The organism is Pseudoalteromonas rhizosphaerae, from assembly GCF_028885455.1.
Taxonomy (GTDB): Bacteria; Pseudomonadota; Gammaproteobacteria; order Enterobacterales; family Alteromonadaceae; genus Pseudoalteromonas; species Pseudoalteromonas rhizosphaerae.
On the sequence record NZ_CP118496.1, the window covers coordinates 2,734,164 to 2,753,582 of the forward strand.

Here is a 19,419-nt window from a genome sequence, read left to right on the forward strand (position 1 = left end):
TAATTTTTTCTAGACAATAAACAAGACACCCAGCCTAAAATTTGGTCATTGTATTTCCCTGTGTGCGTATGCAGTGATGAGTAATCACACGCACTTAGCACTTAAGTTGATGATAAAAAGCAAATAGACTTAATGACAAAGCTATAATTCTACGCTGGCATAAGCTGTGTAAAGCTACGTTATTGACGAAAAAGTATTTGCAATGGGTAAAATTGAGTAAAACAGAGCTCACCTTTTTGAATCAAACGGTTGAGCAATACCACGGGCGTTTAAGTAGCATTAGCTGGTTTATGCGCTTATTAATTTTAAGTTATTTGTATTTTTAAGTGTCTGTTTTTTCAAAATACGCAATTAGGCGCTCGAGTAACTTTCTAATCGCGATAGATTGATGTTTGCGAGAACGGTATATGGCGTAAATACCTAAGGACGTTGGCTCATAGTTGGGGAGCACATGAACCAGCTTTTTATCATTGATCAACTGTTGTACGGCATGTTTAGGTTGCAAAGAGATACCGCGTCCTTTGAGTGCTGATTGAAGTAAGAGCATTGATTCATTCGCACTGAAGTTGCCGGCGACTGAAGTAACAACCGCGAGTTCTTCTTTGCTGAAATGCCACAAACTTTTTCCAAAATTAGAATAAATTAAGCAATTATGTTTGGCCAAATCATCAGGGTAAACAGGGTAACCAAAACGATTTAGGTAATCTTCGGTGGCGCATAACACTGAGCGGCAACGACCCAGCGGGCGTGCAATGATATTGGGGTCTAAGTCGTTGGTAATACGTATTGCTAGATCGATTCTATCTTCAACTAAATTAGTTACTTGGTTACTGATATGAATATCTATATGTACTTTGGGATACTCATCTAAAAACTGATCAATTACTGCTGGCAATAAATTAGCGGCGACAAATTGAGAGCAAGAAATACGGATCGACCCTTCAGGTTGTGCGACATGATCTTGCTCTAAAGGGATAGACACTTGTTTGGCTAAATCTAATAACGACAGACAATTTACAAAAGCTTTTTCACCTGCGGCGGTGAGCGTGAGTTTACGCGTAGAGCGATGTAATAACTGACTATTCGCCCAACTTTCCATTTCGCTTAAGTACCTAGTTACCATCGAGCGCGACATATCTAACGAATGCGCTGCGCTGACCATACTACCTTGCTCGACAATTCTAACAAAGACTTGAGCTGCGGTGATCCTGTCCATTTTATTTCCTATATGTTCGATATATGCAATTAACTATTGCCTGTTGTGATGTTTATTGCAACATATTTGCAATTTATACTTGTTTCATAAATTTAATACTGCTGACAGGAAAATAAAATGAAGACCTTGCATTTCATTATGGATCCGCAGTGTGGTTGGTGTTATGCCGTCGCACCGCTGATTGATGAGCTCACTCAATTAACAACAATAGATATTAAGCTGTATGGCGGCGGCTTATTTTCAGGGGCTAATAAACGTCAGTTATCAGCTGATTTTCATCAGCAAATAATCGCCATGGATAACAGGATCACGAGTTTAACGGGGCAAGTATTTAGTCCAACTTATTATGAAACGTTATTAGATGATAAGCAGCGAATTTTAGATTCAGATACGCCGATCACGGCGCTATTAGCTGGTGGATCTTTAGGTCTTAATACTGTTGCCATGCTGCATAGAATGCAAGTTGATCAATTTGTACTTGGCCGTTCTCAGTCTGATATAGCTAATTTAGCTAACATAGCCACTCAACTTGGTGCTAGCTCTAGGGCTTTTTTAAATGCGTTTGACCTTTTTAGTGGCGAAAAAACGCAGCAGCAAATAATTAAAGCGCGGCAGATGTTGAATTTAGTTGGCGGTAGTGGGTTTCCAACACTTGCGTTTGAGCACAGCGATGGCGCATTTACTAAATTAGACCACTCGCGTTATTACGGTCAGCCACAGCAGTGGTTAGCTTATGTAAAACAATTAATTAATACGATTGATTAACCAATAATTTTACACGTTTAAAAACACCCAATTTACTCGCTAAATGAGCGACATTTTAGAGGCTACTATGACATTTTTATCTAAATTAATTCAGGCAAGCACGCTTGCTACAATGATGGCAGTATCTGCCAATGCGGTTAGTGCAACACTTGAAACCAGTGTGTTTAATCCACAACAAAAAAGCACGTTCCCAGTTAGTTCGGTGTTGATCAGCGGTCCAACCGAAGCGGTTTTAGTTGATGCGCAATTTCAGCGTAATGACGCACAATCAGTGGTTGAGTTGATTAAAAAATCAGGTAAAAAATTAACCACTATTTACATTAGTCATGGTGATCCTGACTATTATTTTGGCTTAGACGTGATCACCGAGGCCTATCCTGATGCTAAGTTATTATCAACTGCTAAAACCCGAGATTATATTAAAGCGTCAATGGCGCCTAAAAAGGCTTATTGGGGGCCAATTCTTAAAGAAAACGCACCGCAAAAACTAGTTTTGCCAGAAGTATTGCAAGGCGACACCTTATTGGTTGATGGTGAAAAAGTGAATATTGTTGGTCTTGACGGTCATGATCCAAAACATACTTTTGTATGGATCCCTTCGACTAAAACTATGTTGGGTGGTGTTGTGGTATTTAACAACATGCATGTTTTTTTAGCAGATACGCAAACACCTGAATCACGTCAAAGTTGGTATAAAACCCTTGATGTTATTAAGCAGCTGCATCCTAAAACTGTGATCTCTGGTCATATGTTAGGTGATAAGCCATTGACTATTGAAGCGGTGCACTTTACTCGCAAATACATTCAAGACTTTGAAGCTGCAGCCAAGTCTTCAGCTAATTCAAGTGAATTGATGAGTAAAATGAAAGCAAGCTATCCAAATATTGGCGGCGATAGCGTATTGGCGTTAAGTGCCAAAGTTATTATGGGCGAGATGCCTTGGGGCTAATTACTACAGCTTAAATTTATTTAGGGCTTTTCAAGCTGCTTGCAGTTTGAAAGGTCTGTTCAACTCTTTGTACAGGCTTCATTTCATGGGGGAAATTCCGCGAGTAATCACGATAGTAATGGCTTTGGCTATGCTTCAAGCATGCAGTACCACTGCCAAAATATCGTCATTAGAACATTACAATAGTTTTAATCTGGAGACTAAATTGATGACCAATCTTGATATTGTAAAAAGTACTTATGAAGGTAAGACCTCAGAAGAAAACGGTAAAAACCTCAAGCGTTATATAACAAACGAAACACAATGGACGGAAGCCGCTGGTTTTCCATATGCCGGAACCTACCAAGGCTTTGATGAAATTGAAAAAAAAGTATTTGTACGGTTAGGCTGTGAATGGAATGGTTATAATTTTGCGGTAGAAGACTATGTTGCTGCTGGCGACAAGGTGTTTGCTTATGGTAGCTATAGCGGAACCAATAAAGCCACAGGCAAATTTTTTAAGGCCAGAGTCGCCCATTTATGGATACTCAAAGAGGGTAAGATCATCAGTTTTGAACAATTTGTTGATAGTAAAACCGTTAGCGATGTCATGTAAAAAAGTAGTTTTTTAATAACAACTACAAGTATGTTGTAGGTGCGCTTTTATTTCGTACTCTCGTGCATAAAAAAAGCGTTGCCAATAGGCAACGCTTAAGTTCAACTCTGTAGCACCTAGCACCTAGCACCTAGCACCTAGCACCGATTATTTAGTCAAATAATCCAGCACCACTTGATGATGGTCTTTGGTTTTAAATTTATCGAAAAAGTGCTTTATTGTTCCGTCTTGGCCGATCAAGAAGCTTAAACGGTGAATACCGTCGTACTCTTTACCCATAAACTTTTTGTAGCCCCATACGCCGAATGCTTCTGCAATCGCGTGATCTTCGTCTGAAAGTAGGTCAAAGTTTAATTCTTTTTTGGTTTCAAAGTTCTTTAATTTTTTTACCGGATCAGGGCTGATACCAACCACGCGGGTATTTAGCTGTGCTAACACGGCTTTTTCATCACGTAAGTTTTCAGCTTGCACGGTGCAACCAGGTGTTGATGCTTTTGGATAAAAGTACACTAATACTTGCTGCTCTTTTAATAGCTCTGCAAGGACGATTGTTTCGTCATCTTGATTTTGTAGGCTAAAAGCGGGTGCTTTGTCACCGGCTTGTAATGGATTAATTGTGTTCATGCTTTGCTCCTTAGCGAATGCGTCGAAATATGTAATCTACGTTTAGAGTACGCGACAGATCTTCAAATTGGACTTTAAACGTATCAATGTCAACCTCAACAGGAATGTTAAACTCCAGTTCACAGCGCATTTTTGTATCTTTTTCTTCGTCATAGGTATCTGACTTTAAAGAACAAATACTAATGTGGTTGTCGGCAAAAAAGCGGGTAACTTTACTTAACGTGCCTGGTGTGTCGATACCTGTATATTCGAGGGTGTAGCCGGCACAAAATTCACTTTGAGTATGACTGGCTGTCCGCTTCATCATAGTGAGTAAGCCCAGCTCCATGCCTTTGAGGGGCAGGGTGTGTTCAATGCGGCTGATTGCCGACATATCACCTGATAACAGCATAATAAATGTAAATTCATTGCCTAAGATGGCAATGCGACTATCAATAATATTACAGTGACAGTCACTGACTAATTGGGTTAATTCACTGACAATACCAGGGCGATCATCGCCAATAGCAGTTAAAACGATCTGATGATTTGAAAAAGCAGTCATGAATTCAAGTACCTAGGTTATATTATTAATAACAATCAGAGTAAGCTGAGCCGGCAATTACCACCACACGGCGGCGAAGTTTAACACAAAACAATCGCTAAACTACAGGCCGAGATAATTAAGCTGTTATTAAAGCACGGTGTTTCTTGTTTTTAGTGGCATGGGAAAGTACCATAGTTAAAATTTTGCATATAGACTGGCTTACATTTACGTTTAGCCGTGCCCTAAAGTAACGGGGTTTGCATAAAAACAAGATACGTAAAGTTAATATTGGCTTTACACTGAACCAAATCGGCATAACCCACTCATATATTTGTTAAAACAATTAAGGGTATGCTAAGGAGAATTATCTGTGCAGTATTGGATCCCAAAAGCGCTTGCTGTAAGCGTATTGGTTAGCTTGTCAGGATGTGGTGTGTTCACTGACGAAGCGCATCAAAAACGTAATTACCGTGCCAGTGAGCCGGTACAAGTGCCAGGACAATTGGCTCAGCCAGCTTTAGACCCCATTTATAAAATGGATGTGGCAGAATATAATAATGATCCGGATTCAACAAACTATCGTCCCCCAGCACAAGTATTAACTGTGGCAAAAGGCAGTTGGGTTGAAGAAGGTGATAAACAAGCACGCGTTTATTTTGATAAAAACGATGGTATTGCAAATTTAGATGAGTTTATTTGGGATTCAGTACACGCTGTGTTAACTGAGCATCAAACAAAGGCAATCAAACAAGATAAGTCATTAGGTTCGATTGAAACTGACTGGTATGCGATTATCAAACCCGAGGAAGGTTGGTTGTGGAATAGCGATACCGCTGTATCTGAGCAACGTTTTATTTTTACTATTGAAGAGAAGTCACATCAGCGTACTGCTTCGTTAAGCGCTAAGCTAGCGGAATACAATAGTAAAGATGTGCCATTGACGCCAATTTTGCAACAGCAACTAGAAGTGCGTGCACTAAATCAAGTTGTGGCTGAATTTGATTATCGTTATCGTCAACTTGAAGTTGAAATTCGCAAACAACAAGGCATTATTTCGTTGGAAATGGGCTTTGACAATAAAGGTAATGCGGCGCTGGTAACGGAACAGGATTACTCATTAATATTTGATCGTTTCTCAGGGTTCCTTGAGCGCTTGTCGTTTACGATTGTTGAAATTGACCAAGATCGTGGTTTGATCACAGCTGATTACAACAAACCTGAATCAAGTGTTTGGGATTCAATTTGGGGTGAAGAGCTTGCTGAATTACCGATTGAAAATGGCCAATATCAAATTTTAGTCAGTCGCACCAAAGAAGGTGGTACTAGCTTAACGTGGATGGACGATGAAGGCACAACGTTAGAGCCTGGTACGATGAATGACTTACAACAAGCGTTAGAAAGTGCTTTGCGTCAACGCGGTATTAAAATTTAATAATAAATAATAATAACACCACAAAAAGAGCTTTTGCTCTTTTTGTGGTTTTTACAGGTTGAAAACAATGTCTAATCTAACTTCCTCTCACCCGCAGTTTGACTTTAAGATATGGTTTAATTTTTTAGTTCCGTCTCTAATTGGGGTTCTCTTATTCATGACTCCAGTGCCAATGGACGGGGCAATGACTATTCCTATCGCTGTTATGGCAAAAGCGGTGCAAGCTCATATTACATCGTATGCCGATACGTTGATTACATTAATTATTTGTACTACAGGTGTTTTATCATTGATATTCAAGGTTTTTAAGCCTGAGGTATTAATGAAATCTACTATTTTAAAGCATCTTTTTGATGTGCATTGGCTTTGGCTAGTGATCCGTTTATTTGGTATGGCGTTTATTATCTTAACGGTTTTAAGCATTAATAATCCGGATTTTAAATCGACATTACCAGAGTTTTTAATTCCGCTTTTCGATGGTATTACATCAGGAAGTACCGGTGGCTTAGTGCTAAAAGATTTATTACCAGTGCTATTTTCGGTGTTTATTTTAGCGGGCTTATTACTGCCTTTATTGTTAAATTTTGGTTTGCTGGAGCTAGTAGGCACGTTATTAACTAGAGTAATGCGCCCGTTATTTGGCGTGCCAGGACGAAGTGCTGTTGATTGTGCAACCTCTTGGTTAGGCGATGGCAGTGTGGGTATTTTAATGACCGCGCGCCAATATGAAGAAAAGCATTACACTCAGCGTGAAGCGGCGATTATCGGTACTACATTCTCTGCGGTATCAATTACGTTTTGTTTGGTGGTATTAGGCCAAGTCGGACTAGAAAAATTATTTGCCCCATTTTATTTAACGGTTTGTTTAGCGGGAGTTGTTGCTGCGCTGATCGTGCCACGTATACCGCCATTGAGCTTTAAGAAAGATATATATATTGATGGTAGTCAGCCTGATCAGCACAAAGAGCGCGTGCCGCATGGCAAAAATGTGTTTAAACATGCCCTACATGTCGCGCTGCACAAAGCTAAAAACTCACCGGGCTTTGCAGGTACCATGAAAGAAGGCATTCACAACGCATTAGATATGGTGTTTGCAGTATTACCTGTAGTGATGGCTGTGGGCACATTCGCATTAATTATTGCTGAATATACGCCGATATTTGCTTATTTAGGTAAACCGTTCATCCCATTTTTAGAGTTATTACAAATACCAGAAGCAGAAGCTGCCGCGCAAACGATCATGGTTGGCTTTGCGGATATGTTTATTCCATCAATCTTAGCTGCTGGCACGATTGAAAGTGATGTTACTCGCTTTATTATTGCGGCAATGAGTGTAACCCAGTTAATTTACATGTCAGAAGTGGGCGCGCTTTTATTGGGTAGTAAAATCCCAGTAAATATATTTGAATTGTTTGTAATATTTATTCTCAGAACCTTGATCACGTTACCCGTTATTGCTCTGATGGCACATTGGTTGGTTGGCTGATTCTGCCTGTTTTTTATTTGCAAGAAGCCCTGATTAATCAGGGCTTTTTTATGGTTGTTTTAAAGTGGTTTATCAATCAATAAAATTGCTTGAGCGGCGGGCAGGGGTTTGGCTTTTAAGAAGCCTTGGCCAAAATCACATTGAGTTTTTTGCAATATGGCGAGTTGCTCTTGCGTTTCAATTCCTTCGGCTACAACATCTAACTTAAGTGATGATGCCAATGACAAAATGGCATCAACTAATGGCGTGGCGGTGTCTTTAAGACGGTCAATAAAGCTCTTATCAATTTTTAGCACATGAATTGGCAGTTGGTGTAAGTAACCCAAAGAAGAGTATCCGGTGCCAAAATCATCTAAACATAACTTTACTTTTAATGGCGCTAACCCTTCAATTATCTTGGTTGCTAATTCTAAGTTTTCGATCAAACCTGATTCGGTGATCTCTAAACATAAGGAGCCTAATGCTAGCTCATATTTATTATAAATAGCATGAATTTGCGAGATAAAGTCTACACTTGCAAAGTGTCGTGAGGAAACATTCACCGTCACACGCAAGAAACGTTTACCTTGTTGTTGCCACGCAGCTATTTGTTTTCCTGCCAGATCTAATAAATGCAGGTCGAGATTAATTATTTGCCCAGTGTTTTCTGCTATTGAAATAAAATCATTAGGTGAAACAAAGCCTTTGCGTGGGTGGTGCCAACGAACGAGCGCTTCAAAACCTACAACGTTACATTGCTGTATAGCAAAGATCGGCTGATAATATAACTCAAATTCATGATGCTCAATGCCATGTTGTAGATCATTTTCTATATCTGCGTGACTTTTAAGCTTTTTACGCATGGTGTTATTAAAAAATCTGACTTGGCCACGGCCTGTTGATTTAGCTTCGTACATTGCAGCATCTGCATGCTGTAATAACTGATAGGCTTTATCATTTTCGTTTTCGCAAAATGCAACGCCAATACTAGTAGAAGCTTGCAGTAAATGGCCATCAATATTAAGTGGTTTAGCGAGTACTTTTTTAATCCGCTTTAATGCATCATTAACTTGGTTTTTATGAGTGATGTTTTCCATAAAAATAGCAAACTCGTCACCACCGAGTCGTGCGAATGTATCGGTATTTCGAATTGTGCCTTTAATTAACTTACAAATGGCGATTAAAAAGTGATCGCCCACTTCATGCCCTAAAGAATCATTGATGCTTTTGAAGCGGTCGAAATCTAGATACAGCAACGCATGATATCGCCCTTTGGGTGTTCGAGTTAGCCGTAAGATGCCGTGCTTAATGCGGTCAATCAGTAAAGAGCGATTAGCAAGCCCAGTTAATTCATCATGCAAAGCGCGATGTTCAAGTGCTTGGCGAGATAGTTGTCTGTCGATAGCCATACTAATTTGGCGGCTGACATACGTCAGTAGAGCGCGGTCATGATCATTATAATGGTGAGTTTTATCGTAACTTTGTACTACGATCACACCACTTATATGTTCGCTTACTTTAAATGGAACACCAAGCCAAGATTCTGACTGGCGGCCTACCATTTTAAAATGGCCATCATTTATATGTTGTTGATATTCTTTTTTATTTAATAGTAATGGCTGTTCGGAATTTAAAAGGTAATAGGATGCGGTATGTTTTAGTTGCTCTTTTGATATTTTTTTATGAGCATTTGAACGTACTCCTTCCTCGACAATGTAAACAATATCGAGGATATCGATATTTTTGTTGTATAGCCCTACCAAAAAGTTATCAGCGCGTAGCAAGTTGGTCATAATGCCATGCAATGCTTCTAAAAAAGTATCTAAGTCATTGGCTTGATAGGTTAAATTTGCTATTTGTAAGAGCGTTCCTTCTAGCTTTTGTGCAGCATTTAATTTACTCACCGTTTGTTGCAAGTTCTCAACAGTATTGACCTGATTTATTTTGGCACTGAGTAAATGCGCAACGGTGGTTAAAATTTCAAGATGGGCATCACTAAAATAGTTACGCACCGGGTGCTCGCAGTCTATAACTCCTAAAACCTGCTGCTTATAAACTAATGGTACGCATAGTTCAGACATTGCAGGGCGTACATCTGCGATATAACGGCTATCAGTACTGACATCACCAATGATAACAGCGCGACTTGTAGAAGCAACATAACCAGTAATGCCTTGATTAAATGCGATAGTTTTTCGTTCTACGGCATAGTTACTATCTGCAGGTGACACTCCCATTGATGCGACTTCATGTAAGGTTGTAGCACTTTCATCGGCAATATAAATAACACAATCGACAAAGCCTAACCGCTTAACTACTTCAGTGGTCACGTAGTCGAATAATTCATCGAGTTTATCTAACTGTAATAAGCTTGAAGAAAACTGATTAATAATACTCAGTTGCTCGGTTTTTGCATCAAGCGCTGAAGATAAGTCTACTTTATTCTGCATATGCCACGCGTGAATATACCGTTTTGTGTCATTGATATACTTATAGATTAACGGAATGTTAACGTTTAGACAAAGAATAAATAAAATTAACGAGGTATGTTTGTAAAGGTAAACGCACGCCAAACGATTGATGAACCAGTGTTTTCATTCTATCTGTTGATAAAAAGCATCAGGAAAAACCGCAATAAAATCTTTACTCAGATAGGGCATATGCATATGATCAACTAAATTCAGCCGAGGAAACAAGTAATGACAAAGCAAGCCTTCGACACTCAGTCAACGTTAACTATCACTCGTCCAGATGACTGGCATGTTCATTTACGTGATGGGGATCAACTAAAAGATACAGTGCGTGATATTAGCCGCTATATGGGACGCGCTATTATTATGCCAAACTTAGTTCCTCCGGCAACCTGTACTGAAACTGCTTTAGCGTATCGCGACCGTATTATGGCGGCCGGGCCACAAGGAAATTTTGAGCCATTAATGGTGCTTTATCTAACAGATAATACGAGCGCGGATGAGATTAAAAAAGCACATGCAACTGGTAAAATTGTTGCTGCTAAAGTGTATCCAGCAGGTGCGACAACAAATTCTGATTCTGGTGTAACATCAATTAAAAAGATTTACCCAGCATTAAAAGCCATGCAAGAAGTCGGTATGTTATTGCTGATCCATGGTGAAGTGACAGATTCATCGATTGATATATTTGATCGTGAAAAAGTATTCTTAGAAACTATTTTAGTGGATGTTGTACAAGACTTCCCAGATTTAAAAATTGTGCTTGAACACATCACCACTAAAGATGCCGTTGATTTTGTAAATAATGCCTCTGATAATGTGGCTGCAACCATTACTGCACATCATTTATTGTATAACCGTAATCATATGTTAGCGGGAGGGATCCGCCCACATTACTACTGTTTACCAATATTAAAGCGTAATACACACCAACAAGCACTTATTAGTGCTGCGACCAGTGGCAGTGCTAAGTTTTTCTTAGGTACAGATTCGGCGCCGCATTATAAAGATAAAAAAGAAGCCGCATGTGGATGTGCCGGTGCATACACCGCTCATGCTGCACTTGAGTTATACGCTGAAGCATTTGAGGAGGCCGGAGCGCTTGATAAGCTTGAAGGCTTTGCAAGTCATTTTGGTCCAGACTTTTATGGTTTAGCACGTAATGCAGATACTGTTACCCTTATAAAGCAACCATGGACAGTGCCAGCAAGTTACCCATTAGGAAATGATCACGTGGTGCCAATTAAAGCCGAAAGTACAATTGATTGGCTGATCAAATAACCATAGAGTAAGTAAAGCACAGCTGAGAAAGGTGTGCTTTTTGTATTAAAATTAATCACTTGAACAGTTTTATTGAGTTGATGTTAAAAGCATTAAAATAATTCTGAATTAATAGAGCTAAAACAATTATATTGTGTTAACCTTAACTTGCTTTGAGTTTTTGCGTATTGAATTTTTTGGTTAATGTGCGGCGTGTAAGGTTTCCGGTTAATGGTTATTACTTCTTCCTGTACTTTATCCCAGCGATTTATTGGGCATTCACTCAGGGAGGATATAGCCAATCTGGCTGAATTTTAATTATTGACTTACAGGAAAATTTGGTATGTCAAACACGGTTACTGGTAAAGTTAAGTTCTTCAACGAAGCTAAAGGTTTCGGTTTTATTGAACAAGAAAATGGTCCTGACGTATTCGTACATTTCAGCGCTATTACAGGCTCAGGTTTTCGCACTCTAAGCGAAGGCCAACAAGTGTCTTTCGGCATCAAGCAAGGCCAAAAAGGCCCTGAAGCTGAGAACGTAGAATTAGCATAATTTTTATTATGTGAACCTAGGTTCAACTTGGTGAAACAGGACTCTGTTTCACCATAATTTCCCCCTCATCAAATTCTTTTTTAAAATAAACTTTCTACCGCTACTTTTTAAATTCAATAAATATACACTAAATTCTGAATGCTATTTCACTAGACCAAATGCTGCTCAATACAAGCGGTGTACATCCTTGCGTCCCTCAATAAACTTTTTATACCAACTGTATACAGTTAGTCAGCTACTCAACACCAATAACGATGATGTTTTTAATTAATACCAATCGACTTAAATATTCAACCATTCTAGCGAGCTAAATAAAGCGCTAACTGCGTTATAATTTTTTCAAGTAGAACAACTGCATGTCAAAAGTTACGCCTTGTTATCACTGTATTTATATGTCGCTATAAATGGTCAGTAACTTAACACGATTGGTATAAATTAGTATTTAATTAGATAATGCTATTTTACCTCTGATTGTTCATAGACAAGTTTGGCACGGTTAGTAATCGGTATAAAAGAAATTGGGTATATAGCGTTATTATTTCGAATATATTGGTAACATTTACAGTGCGCCTTTAAGTCTTGTAGATAAAAAACAAATATAACTTCTGTTTGTAAAATTGCGGCTACGATTTCTTTTAAAGGTCGGGTGCTTGTTTTTTGTACGAAACACCTAGGTTATTGCTGCATAAAAAGGCTTTTTTACTGAATGATTACGCTTATTCGAAATTATTATGAACTTTTTTTAACCCTGCTTGATTACACATAAAATGTTACATTAATGTTTTCTCTTTCATTAAGGGAGGTAAAACTGTTGTTAGTAAGCGGCTTTCATCCTATATGAAAATCCACCTCTGTTACATTTATGTTAATCCTTTGTTTTTTGTGTTTTAGTTTGCAATGATTGAATTAATTTATTTATGGTTAATTCCAAACATCAAGTTGACAGCGTGCATTGCATTTAGCATTATTGGAGGGTTGATATCTATTAAAAGATATCAGGGTTGTCTCCTTCGGGAGGTAATTAAATTATAAAAGTAACATTACTTAATTGGTTGGGAACTATGTCTGTTAAAATCAGAAAGAGTCTTGTAGCAACTGCGTTGGTTGGCGCTTTTGCATTCGCAAGCAGCAATGTGATTGCAGATCCTTTGAATGACGTGCAAAAAGCAGGTCTACAAATTCAAACGGCTGCGGTTAAGTCTCAAACTAAAATTGACAATGTATATGGTCAAACTCAAGAGCTATTAGCTGAGTACCGTAGCGTTGTTGATGAATCTGAGCTATTAAAAGTATACAACGATCACGTTGCCCGTTTGGTCGCTGACCAAAACGCGTCAATTGAATCGTTTGACCGTCAAATCGCTACGATCGACAACACAAAACAAAACGTTGTGCCTTTGATGTATCGCATGATCGATACGCTCGAGCAATTCATCAAAGCGGACGTTCCGTTTAACAGTGACAATCGTTTGGCGCGTGTTGAAAGATTACGTGAAACAATGGTTTCTTCTTCTGTTACTACTTCAGAAAAGTTCCGTCAAGTGTTAGAGGCGTACACTATCGAAGCTGCATATAGCTCTTTAGTAGCTGCTTCACAAGGTACTTTAGAAGTTGATGGCAAGAGCATTAACGTTGATTTCGGCCAACTTGGTCGTATCACTTACGTTGCTCAATCGTTTGACTTAAAGCACGCATGGGTATGGGATAACAATACTAAACAGTGGAAAGAATTAGGTGATGAATACCTAAAACCTGTTAAAGAAGTTATTCGTATGGCGCGTAAGCAAGCGACATTAGAACTTGTTAAACTACCAATCTTTGGCGCGGAGTAATCAATAATGAAGAAACTATTTAAAGGTTTTGCTGTTGCAGCAGTACTATCTGTTTCTGCAGGTACCGCGCTTAATGCACATGCAAATACCACTGCTTTAGATAAAATTCTTGAGCAAGTAAAGCAAGAGCGTATATCTGAAGGCAAAATCAATAAGCAACGTGAGCAAGAATTCTTATCAGATCGTGCTGATAAGCAAGCGTTACTTAATAAAGCAAAAAGCCAATTAGCTGCTGAAAAAGCTCGTGGCGATCGTTTAACTAAAGAATATGCACAAAACGAAAATACTTTAGCTGAGAAAGAGGCTGCTCTTCAAAGCGCACAAGGTACGTTGGGTGAAATGTTTGGTGTTGTACGTCGTGCTGCGCAAGATGCAATTGGTTCAATCGAAGCATCACTTGTTTCTGCTGAAAAACCTGGCCGTGCTGAAATCTTACGTTCATTAGCTGCTGCTAAAGAACTACCAACAGTTCGTGAACTTGAAGAGCTTTGGATTTCACTACAAACTGAAATGACTGAGTCAGCTAAAGTTTCAACATTCGAAACTGAAGTTGCAGGTCTTGACGGTAACGCGACAGTTAAGAAAGTAACACGTATCGGTAACTTCAACTTAGTAACAGACGATGGCTACTTAATCTATTCGCCTGAAACTAAATCAATTCAGCCTTTAGGTAAACAGCCTGATGGTTACATCCTTGCTGGTATTAAAGACTTAGAAAATACGTCTTCTGATAACTATGCTGGTGTATACGTGGATCCGACTCGTGGTGCTATCTTACGTATCAATACACAAAAAGCGACACTTGATGAATACTTCCACCAAGGTGGCGTAGTTGGTTACATCATTACTGCGTTATTAGGTTTAGGTATCTTAATCACACTAGTACGCTTTATTGACCTTACACTTACTCGTAGTAAGATTAATAGCCAGCTTAAAAACGTGTCTACACCGAATACAAATAACCCACTGGGTCGTATTCTTAAAGTGTATCATGACAATAAATCGCAAGATGTTGAAAACCTTGAGCTTAAACTTGATGAAGCGATTCTTCGTGAAACGCCACGCATTGAAGCTGGTATCAATATCATTAAAATCCTTGCTGCAATCGCCCCGTTACTTGGTCTACTAGGTACGGTAATCGGTATGATCTTAACGTTCCAAACAATCACATTGTTCGGTACAGGTGATCCGAAGATCATGGCAGGTAACATCTCTCTAGCACTTGTAACTACTGCGCTAGGTCTAATTGCTGCACTACCACTTATTCTTCTTCACGCTGTTGTTGCGGGTCGTAGTAAGTCGGTATTACACATCCTTGATGAGCAAAGCGCAGGTATTATTGCTACTCACGCGGAGAAGGAGAAAGCCTAATGCTAGTCCTGATGGAGATCTGGGAATCTATCAGGGATTTTGTTGGCACAGGCGGCCAGGTTTTATACGTGGTCGCGATAGCACTCTTTCTTATGTGGGTTTTAATGATTGAGCGCTATTGGTTCTTACTTGCAGAATTTCCTCGTTTATCGTCGGAAATTGTAGCAAAGTGGGATGCCCGCCAAGACACTACGTCTTGGTACGCACACAGAATCCGTGAAGCATGGATTTCTGAAGCGTCTGAAAAATTAGATCAGCGTATGTTGTTGATTAAAACATTAGTAGCTGTTTGTCCTTTAATTGGCTTACTTGGTACAGTAACAGGCATGATCGCGGTTTTTGAAACCATGGCAAGCCAAGGTACAGGTAATGCACGTTTAATGGCATCAGGTATTTCAATGGCAACAATCCCAACAATGGCTGGAATGGTTGCGGCATTATCTGGAGTATTCTTTAGCTCACGCCTTGAGGCAAGAGCGAGAATGGTGAAAGCCAAGCTTGTTGATAGTATGCCTCATCACTAGAGAGAGAATTAAATATGGCACGTAAACAACGTTTTCGTGAAGAAGAAGATGCAACGGTAGATATGACACCGATGCTTGACATCGTATTTATCATGCTTATTTTCTTTATCGTAACTACATCGTTCGTTAAAGAGGCTGGTATCGAGGTCAATAAACCAAAAGCGGCCCAAGCTACGAAGCAAAAAAATGCTAACATTTTTATTGCAATTCGTGACAACGGCGAAATCTGGATTGATAAACAGCAAGTTGATGTTGAACGTGTTTCAGCAAAAATTGAAAGTTTATTAGCAGAACAACCTACTGAAGTTGTAATTTTGCAAGCTGACAAAGATGCAAAACACGGCGTAGTGGTTAAAGTTATGGACCAGATCAAAGCGACGGGCGACAACCTGAGAATTTCAATAGCTGGAGATCAGTAATGATTCGTTTTCTGTTTTCACTGATTGCAGGTGGGGCAGTTACTTTCGGCTTGTTCTACTTCATGGCCTTCCTCATCTCTGGTGGGGCTGACCGTAATACGGAACAAAAAGAGCAGATCATAGTCGAAATTATGACGAATCCGCCTGAATCTAAGGTGCAGGAACGGAAGCGAGTACCGCCTCCGCCGCCTCCACCGCCAAAGCAGCCGCCTAAACCGCAGCCGCCACAGCCGGAAAACAACAACCCAAATCCAGGTGCTATGTCATTTAACATGCCAAGCATTAATGTGGGAAGTTCGGCAGGTGGTCTAAGTGGTCCAGGGGCATTCGGACGAGACGGTGATGCGACACCAATCGTTCGTATTGAACCAAAATATCCAACACAAGCAGCACGTGATGGCAAAGAAGGTTGGGTACAACTTTCATTCTCAATCGATGAATTGGGTGGGGTTACTGATGTTGAAGTAATCGACGCAGACCCTAAACGTATTTTCGATAGAGAAGCTAAACGCGCCTTGAGCAAGTGGAAATACCGTCCTAAAATTATTGACGGTAAGCCACAAAAGCAAGTTGGCTTACAAGTTCAGCTAGACTTTAAAATTAACCAAGGCAATTAAGGAGGCAAGTAATGAGAAATTTATCTAAAGTAACAGCACTTGCGGTACTTATGTCTTTCTCGGGTGCAGTATTTACTGCACCGGTTCTAGCAGCGCCAGATCCCGCGAAAATTGAAGCGCGGAAGAAAGCAAAAACTAGAATCATGGGTGAGCGCACTGGTAAAAAAGTTATAAAAGCGTTTGACTTGTATAACGAAGAAAAGCTTGATGAAGCTATCGCCATGTTGAAAGAGATCGATGCTTCTGATGATTTCGACAAAGCAACAGTTAACCGCTATTTAGGTAGCATGTATGGCCAGAAAGAGCAGTACAAAACTGCGATTGGTTACTTAAAATTAGCTGTTGCCCCTGATGTTTTGAACTTTGCCGATCAAGAACAAAGTTTAAAAACATTAGGCGATATGTATGCTGGTACTGAGCAGTATGAAAAAGCCAAAGATGCTTATGTTGCATGGATGGACTTTACTGGTGAAGAAGATGCAACGGTTTATACTCGTATAGCCCAAGCTAACTATCAGTTAGGTAAATTCCGTGATGTTTTTACACCAGCTGAGAAAGCAATTAAACTTCAAAAAGAGCCTAACAAAGGCCCTTACCAATTAAAATTAGGTTCTTACTTTGAGCTTAAAGACTATAAAAATATGGTCAAAGTTGGTGAAGAAATTGTTCGTATCTGGCCAGATGATAAAAAAGCATGGGTAAGCTTAGGTAAATACTACCTTCAGACGGAAGACTATAAAACTGGTCTTGCAACGATGGAAGTAGCTTACAAAAATGGTTATTTTGAAACTGAAGTTGATTATAAAGTTTTGTCTAACTTTTATTCATTGAATGAAATTCCTTATAAAGCCGCTAAGGTTTTAGAGAAGTCTATCAATGATAAAATTGTGAAGCGTAATAAACAAAATATCAGCGCAGTAGCCAGTAACTATCATCGCTCAAAAGATATTGAAAAAGCAGCTAAGTACTATGAAGAAGCGGCTAAATTTGATGACGATGCTGAGCTTTATCGCAAAGCAGGTTCATTACTTTTACAATCGCAAAATTATAGTGCTGCCGTTGTTCGTCTGAACAAGGCGCTTGAATTTGGTTCTGATAAGAAAGGAACTATTTATTCAGATTTAGCGGAAGCTTATTACTATCAAGAAAAGTATAAGCAAGCTTATGCTGCAATTACTAAAGCAATGGATGACCCTCGCACGCGTAAGTTTGCGAAAGGTTGGTCTGTATTTATTAAAGATAAAGCCGCTCGCAACGGTGTTAAGATTTAACTTTAATTCGCTATAGCAATTTATAAAAAGCCCCTATGGGGCTTTTTTTATTGGATTAACTCATGATAAAACACCTAATATGGATATGCTTCTTAGCGCTTTTCTTGAGCGCATGTGGTGATACGAATAATCAGTATCAAAGTAAAGAGCAAGCTCAGCAAGCGTTGCAAACACTAAATCAATTTTTAAGACCAACAGGTGAAATTAAACCAGTTAACGAGCAACAGTTTCCATTCAGTGATGCGTATTTAAAAGAGCGCCACAGCATATATCAAGCAATGCAAACCCTTGAATTAACTCCTGTCGCTCAGCGCACATTGGATTACCTCATTATTGCAGAGCGTTTTCCGCAGCGTTACTTTACGTGGCCGGTGTATATTCCTGTGCTCGATAACATGCTTGCCTATAACCAGCAACACGATATTACTGCAAACATAAAAAATTGGCTTAGTTTTACCCAGCAGCAGTTAATACTTGCTAAAGAGAGCAAACTTAGACTCAACTCAATCGAGCTTAATGCCTTACAAGCGCAGGTAACTAAAAATCTTGCTCGCGTTGATCTTCCAGAAAATCTTAAACACACTCTAACTGAATTTAATGATTATTTAGCGCTCTATGCACCCCGAGGTAGTGTTGGTTTACATGGCATATCAAATGGTGGGTCTTGGTATCAAAGTAAGTTAAATTACTTCTCAGGCGTCACTAAAGCACCAATAAATTGGCTAGTAGCAGTACAATCTCAGTTGAAGGAAATGCAGCAAGAAGCATATTCTATCCATGTAGCAGTTGATCATCGCTATTCCGTGCTTGCACAGCGTTTTGCATTGTCTAATAAAAAGCTTGTTGGCTTTGATTGGGCACAAGATTATCAGAGTCTGATAGGCTATGCTGGGCAAGCTGCAACAGGACTAAGTAATGAAGAGCGTACTTTTTGGTTAGCTATGATGGAAACCGATCTTGGCATACATTACCATGCTTGGACTGTCCAACAAGCGAAAGTTAATTTGCTTAAACGGCTGAAAATGACGCCACAACAAGTCGATTATTTAGTGGCTGATATCATTTTTTATCCGGCGCAAAGTTTTGCGTTTGCAACACTTTTAACAACTTCGTAAGTCCGCTTGCTGATTTTTATAGCCTTGGCTCGCAGTTGCCACAGCGCTGCGCTGTTGGATCGGCATTCAGCCGTTGCGAGTCAATTTTTTCTTCACAGTCACAGCAATAACCATATTGGCCGATATCGATTTGGCAGACCGCCGCTTCAAGTTGTTCTAAGCGTACTATGATATCTTTATATTCAGTGCCAAGTTGCTTTTGCGTAAGCTCTAACCATTGTTCAGGGTTATTTTTGTGCAAGGTTTCAGCTAGCGAGTGATGCGATTTGTTACTTGAGCTTGATAGTGTCGTAAGCAAGCACTGCCTTACTTGCTCTAACTCTGTATTAAGTCTTAGAAGGTGATGTTGAGCATTGATCATTGTCATTGTCCTCGTTGAGCAATGCTGCAGTATTCATTAATTTAAAAAAGCCG

Annotated in this window: 19 protein-coding genes and 1 pseudogene; 15 read left to right on the plus strand and 5 right to left on the minus strand. The window is 39.5% G+C overall.

Features of this window, described 5'->3' with window-relative positions:
• Window positions 1-49 precede the first annotated feature (49 nt).
• Window positions 50-302: pseudogene (locus tag PVK79_RS11645) on the plus strand (hypothetical protein); the annotation flags it as partial.
• 20 nt (window positions 303-322) lie between these two features.
• On the opposite strand, the gene PVK79_RS11650 reads toward PVK79_RS11645, so the two are convergent.
• Window positions 323-1,216, minus strand: a complete 894-nt coding sequence (locus PVK79_RS11650; RefSeq protein WP_257325659.1) for a LysR family transcriptional regulator — start codon at window positions 1,214-1,216, stop codon at window positions 323-325.
• Between the two features lie 117 nt (window positions 1,217-1,333).
• On the opposite strand from PVK79_RS11650, the gene PVK79_RS11655 reads away from it, so the two are divergent.
• The 3 genes from PVK79_RS11655 to PVK79_RS11665 all read left to right on the plus strand — a co-directional run bounded on the left by PVK79_RS11655 (window position 1,334) and on the right by PVK79_RS11665 (window position 3,525).
• Complete coding sequence (locus PVK79_RS11655; RefSeq protein WP_182731890.1) at window positions 1,334-1,981, plus strand: DsbA family protein; 648 nt, start codon at window positions 1,334-1,336, stop codon at window positions 1,979-1,981.
• A 67-nt stretch (window positions 1,982-2,048) separates the two neighbouring features.
• The gene (locus PVK79_RS11660; RefSeq protein WP_257325660.1) at window positions 2,049-2,930 is read left to right on the plus strand and encodes an MBL fold metallo-hydrolase; all 882 of its coding nucleotides are present in this window, start codon (window positions 2,049-2,051) and stop codon (window positions 2,928-2,930) included.
• Between the two features lie 85 nt (window positions 2,931-3,015).
• A complete protein-coding gene (locus PVK79_RS11665) occupies window positions 3,016-3,525 on the plus strand; it encodes a nuclear transport factor 2 family protein (RefSeq protein ID WP_257325661.1) in 510 nt (169 codons plus the stop codon).
• Between the two features lie 147 nt (window positions 3,526-3,672).
• Here PVK79_RS11665 and bcp read toward each other — a convergent pair whose 3' ends face one another.
• Together bcp and PVK79_RS11675 are read right to left on the minus strand one after the other, a co-directional pair.
• On the minus strand, window positions 3,673-4,149 hold the full coding sequence (gene bcp, locus PVK79_RS11670; protein WP_145241547.1) for a thioredoxin-dependent thiol peroxidase: 477 nt from the start codon (window positions 4,147-4,149) through the stop codon (window positions 3,673-3,675).
• A gap of 10 nt (window positions 4,150-4,159) precedes the next feature.
• On the minus strand, window positions 4,160-4,693 hold the full coding sequence (locus PVK79_RS11675) for a glycine cleavage system transcriptional repressor (protein ID WP_145241549.1): 534 nt from the start codon (window positions 4,691-4,693) through the stop codon (window positions 4,160-4,162).
• Between the two features lie 352 nt (window positions 4,694-5,045).
• Here PVK79_RS11675 and bamC point away from each other — a divergent pair, with 352 nt between their 5' ends.
• Entirely contained in the window at window positions 5,046-6,107 is a 1,062-nt protein-coding gene (bamC, locus tag PVK79_RS11680) for an NlpB/DapX family lipoprotein (RefSeq protein ID WP_145241551.1), read from the plus strand.
• A 67-nt stretch (window positions 6,108-6,174) separates the two neighbouring features.
• Complete coding sequence (locus PVK79_RS11685; RefSeq protein WP_182758690.1) at window positions 6,175-7,593, plus strand: YjiH family protein; 1,419 nt, start codon at window positions 6,175-6,177, stop codon at window positions 7,591-7,593.
• 59 nt (window positions 7,594-7,652) lie between these two features.
• On the opposite strand, the gene PVK79_RS11690 is transcribed toward PVK79_RS11685, so the two are convergent.
• Entirely contained in the window at window positions 7,653-10,022 is a 2,370-nt protein-coding gene (locus PVK79_RS11690) for a bifunctional diguanylate cyclase/phosphodiesterase (RefSeq protein WP_145241554.1), read from the minus strand.
• A 249-nt stretch (window positions 10,023-10,271) separates the two neighbouring features.
• Here PVK79_RS11690 and pyrC point away from each other — a divergent pair, with 249 nt between their 5' ends.
• From pyrC to PVK79_RS11735, 9 genes are all read left to right on the plus strand, one after another.
• Window positions 10,272-11,324 carry a dihydroorotase gene (gene pyrC, locus PVK79_RS11695; protein ID WP_145241556.1) on the plus strand — a complete coding sequence of 351 codons (1,053 nt, stop codon included), beginning with the start codon at window positions 10,272-10,274 and terminating at the stop codon, window positions 11,322-11,324.
• Between the two features lie 322 nt (window positions 11,325-11,646).
• On the plus strand, window positions 11,647-11,856 hold the full coding sequence (locus PVK79_RS11700; RefSeq protein WP_145241558.1) for a cold-shock protein: 210 nt from the start codon (window positions 11,647-11,649) through the stop codon (window positions 11,854-11,856).
• A 1,061-nt stretch (window positions 11,857-12,917) separates the two neighbouring features.
• Window positions 12,918-13,688 carry a DUF3450 domain-containing protein gene (locus PVK79_RS11705; protein WP_145241560.1) on the plus strand — a complete coding sequence of 257 codons (771 nt, stop codon included), beginning with the start codon at window positions 12,918-12,920 and terminating at the stop codon, window positions 13,686-13,688.
• A gap of 6 nt (window positions 13,689-13,694) precedes the next feature.
• Entirely contained in the window at window positions 13,695-15,059 is a 1,365-nt protein-coding gene (locus PVK79_RS11710) for a MotA/TolQ/ExbB proton channel family protein (RefSeq protein WP_145241562.1), read from the plus strand.
• A complete protein-coding gene (locus tag PVK79_RS11715; protein WP_145241564.1) occupies window positions 15,059-15,583 on the plus strand; it encodes a MotA/TolQ/ExbB proton channel family protein in 525 nt (174 codons plus the stop codon). Before PVK79_RS11710 ends, PVK79_RS11715 begins: the two co-directional genes overlap by 1 nt.
• A 14-nt stretch (window positions 15,584-15,597) precedes the next feature.
• Window positions 15,598-16,002 carry an ExbD/TolR family protein gene (locus tag PVK79_RS11720; protein ID WP_054205753.1) on the plus strand — a complete coding sequence of 135 codons (405 nt, stop codon included), beginning with the start codon at window positions 15,598-15,600 and terminating at the stop codon, window positions 16,000-16,002.
• Window positions 16,002-16,619 carry an energy transducer TonB gene (locus PVK79_RS11725; protein WP_145241566.1) on the plus strand — a complete coding sequence of 206 codons (618 nt, stop codon included), beginning with the start codon at window positions 16,002-16,004 and terminating at the stop codon, window positions 16,617-16,619. The genes PVK79_RS11720 and PVK79_RS11725 overlap by 1 nt, the downstream gene beginning before the upstream one ends.
• An 11-nt stretch (window positions 16,620-16,630) precedes the next feature.
• On the plus strand, window positions 16,631-17,890 hold the full coding sequence (locus PVK79_RS11730) for a tetratricopeptide repeat protein (protein ID WP_257325662.1): 1,260 nt from the start codon (window positions 16,631-16,633) through the stop codon (window positions 17,888-17,890).
• 62 nt (window positions 17,891-17,952) lie between these two features.
• Window positions 17,953-19,005 (plus strand): hypothetical protein, encoded by a 1,053-nt coding sequence (locus PVK79_RS11735; RefSeq protein WP_257325663.1) that lies wholly within the window; start codon window positions 17,953-17,955, stop codon window positions 19,003-19,005.
• Window positions 19,006-19,021: 16 nt separating this feature from the next.
• Here PVK79_RS11735 and PVK79_RS11740 read toward each other — a convergent pair whose 3' ends face one another.
• A complete protein-coding gene (locus PVK79_RS11740; RefSeq protein ID WP_145241572.1) occupies window positions 19,022-19,366 on the minus strand; it encodes a TraR/DksA family transcriptional regulator in 345 nt (114 codons plus the stop codon).
• Window positions 19,367-19,419 lie beyond the last annotated feature (53 nt).